Source organism: Zoogloea sp., from assembly GCF_041911615.1.
In the GTDB taxonomy this organism is placed as follows: Bacteria; Pseudomonadota; Gammaproteobacteria; order Burkholderiales; family Rhodocyclaceae; genus Zoogloea.
Window position 1 is genome coordinate 1 of the sequence record NZ_JAYROR010000016.1, and the last position, 2,771, is coordinate 2,771.

Sequence of the window (2,771 nt, forward strand, 5' to 3'; positions counted from 1 at the left end):
CGACTCCGACGCCTCCTTGATCTGGCTCACCACCTCCCGCAGACGCTCCACCGTCGTGTTCGTGTCGTCCTTCAGCTGACCGAACGTCCCACCGTACTCCGCCGTGATCTTCTCCGTCAGATCACCACGGGCGATCGCGTTCATCACCCGGCCCAGGTCGCCGAGGCTGGCCGCAACGCCCTCCATCAGGCGGTTCATGCCGTTGGACAGGTCCAGGAAGAAGCCGGTCTTGCCGGTGCTCTCGAGGCGCGCCGAGAAGTCGCCGTCGGCCGCCGCCGACACGATGGCCTGTACTTCGCGCTCGGCGGCGAGCTCTTCGGTACGGTCACGCCATTCGCCCACCGAACCGAGTCGTTCCCCGCTCGCGCTGAAGATCGGGCTGGTGGTCACATCGAAGGTCCGTCCGCCGATCACCATCTGGGTGCGCGTGGTCTGGGTCAGCGCCGCCAGACGCATGAGCGCGGCTTCCGAATCGGGATAAAGCAGACCGATGCTGCTACCCACGAAGGTGTCGGCGCTGAACGTGGGCGAGTGCTCGCGGATGCGATCCTCGATACCGCGGATGGTCTTGAGCAGCGCCGGGTTGGCGTAGATCACGCGGCCCTGGTTGTCGGCGATGCGCACGTTGGTCTCGACGGTATCGAGGCCCACCTTGATCTGCGCCATGCCGTCGGAGACGATCTTCGCTTCGGCCACGTCGTAGCCGAGGCGCACCTGCATCGATTCAAGGCCGTCGAGCACCTGGCCGAGTTCGTCGCGCCGGCCGGTTTCAATGGCGGAATGGAAGTTACCCTGAGCAATCTGCTGGAAGACGTCCAGCGCGCTGCGCAGCGGCCCCACCACACGCCGCACCAGCCACCAGGCCAGCCCCGCGGCGAACAGGATCGCAATCACCACCCCGATGACGGTCAGGGTGATCGTCTCGCTCATCGTCGAGGCTTGGTGCTTGCGCTGCTCATCGACACGGGCGGCCAGATCCTCCAGCACCGCGGCGCCGTTTTCCATCGTCGTCTTGTAACGCGGCTGAACCTCGTTCAGCACAATCCGGCTGGCGTCTTCGTAGCGTCCCGCCGCCAGCGCCTCACGGGCCGGCTTGAGCCCCTGGGCAATGAATGCCTCCTGGGCGTCGGAGAGCTTCTTGAAGCGCGCCTGCTGGTCCTCCGGCGCCGCCTTGGCGTACTCGGCGTAACCCTGACGCATCCGTTCGGCCTCGGCCTGGGCCTTGTCCATCGCATCGAGGTGGATGCTGAGCGGATGCTCGTGCATCTTGCTGACGGCCGCATCGGGCGCGTGGAGCAGGCCCAAGAGCGTCTGGGCGCGGGCCTCGGCCAGCGCCGCTTCGATCTTCATCACGTCGAGCGAAGGCTTCAGGCGGCGCTCGACGAGCATTTCGCCATCCTGGTTGGCATCGGCCAGCTTGGTGACGCCGATGACCCCTTGGGCCACCACGATCACCGTCAGCACGGCCATCGACAGCACCAGCGCGCTGCGCACCTTGAGCCCCGCCACCACGTTCCGCAGCGGCCCGAAGAGCCCGCTCTGGACGACCCGGCCATCGCGAATCCGCAGCCCGCCCGCCTTGCCTTCGCGGAAAAGCGCGTAAGCGGCCTCGGCGGCCTGGATCCGGTCCCGCTGCGCCTTGCGTCGCACCGACATGTAGCCCACCGTCTTGCCGTCCTGGACGATCGGCGCGGCATGTGCCTCCACCCAGTAGAAATCGCCGTTCTTGCAACGGTTCTTCACCAGGCCCACCCAAGGCCGGTTTTCCTTGAGGGCACCCCAGAAGTCCTCGAACGCCTCGACCGGCATGTCCGGGTGGCGGACGATGTTGTGGGACCGGCCGATCAGCTCGTCCTCCGAAAAACCGCTGACCTCCATGAAATCGCGGTTGATGTAGGTGATCTGCCCTTTCAGATCGGTCTTCGAGACGATCAGGCAATTCTCGGCCAGCTCGACTTCGTGTTGGGTGACGGGCATGTTGATTTTCATTTGTCGTTCCTTCTGAACCAGTCGTGCTCAGGCGTGCCTTGGTGACTCGCGGCGTTCAAAACTCTTCCCATTCGCTCTCCGCCAGATTGGCGGCCTGTTGCCGGACCTTGGGCAAGGGCGTGCCGATCCTGCCGGCTTTAGCCGCCCGCACCGGCAGTGGCGACACCCGGGCCCTCGGCAGGGGTTGCGGCGCCACGGGCAGTGCCGATGACTGCGCGGCGTGGCTGTGCTTCATCTTGCGAATTTCCTGGATGGTGTCGTCGGACAGCACCGCAAAATCGTTCAGCAGCAGGCGTTTGGCGCCCGCCTCGTCGCCGCTCAGCTGCGCGCGGATCACCTCGCCGGCACAGCGGTGGAAGGCGGCATGGCTTTCGCGCAGGCGGGTATAGCCGGCGTCCTTGGCGTAACGCTGGCCGTCGCCGTGGATCCAGCAGCCGAGCACGCATTTGTCGTCGCGGGAGACGACCGCCGGATCGAGGGGCTCGCCCTCGCCCGCCAGGAAATTGCGCAGCTTCTGCTTCCAGCCCATGTGGGCCTGAATCACGCCGTCGAAATCCAGGGCGCCCGGCTGCCCCGCCGCCCCACCGCCTTCGAGCCGGAAATGCGCCACCGCGCGCACCAGCGACTGGGACTGCTCCTGCAGGCTCTCGGCGGCGGCGGCGGCCTCCTCGACCAGGGCCGCGTTCTGCTGGGTCACCTCGTCCATCTGCCCGACCGCCTGGGTCACCTGCTCGATCCCGCCGCTCTGCTCCTGGCTCGCTTCCGAAATCTCGGTCACCAGC

2 protein-coding genes are annotated in these 2,771 nt (G+C 66.5%); both read right to left on the reverse strand.

Annotated elements, in window-relative coordinates; genetic code table 11:
- On the reverse strand, positions 1-1,989 hold a 1,989-nt coding region (locus ACE3P2_RS02475; RefSeq protein WP_374260597.1), incomplete at its 3' end, for a PAS domain S-box protein.
- A 55-nt stretch (positions 1,990-2,044) separates the two neighbouring features.
- A partial coding sequence (locus ACE3P2_RS02480; protein ID WP_374260600.1) for a CZB domain-containing protein occupies positions 2,045-2,771 on the reverse strand: 727 nt, incomplete at its 5' end.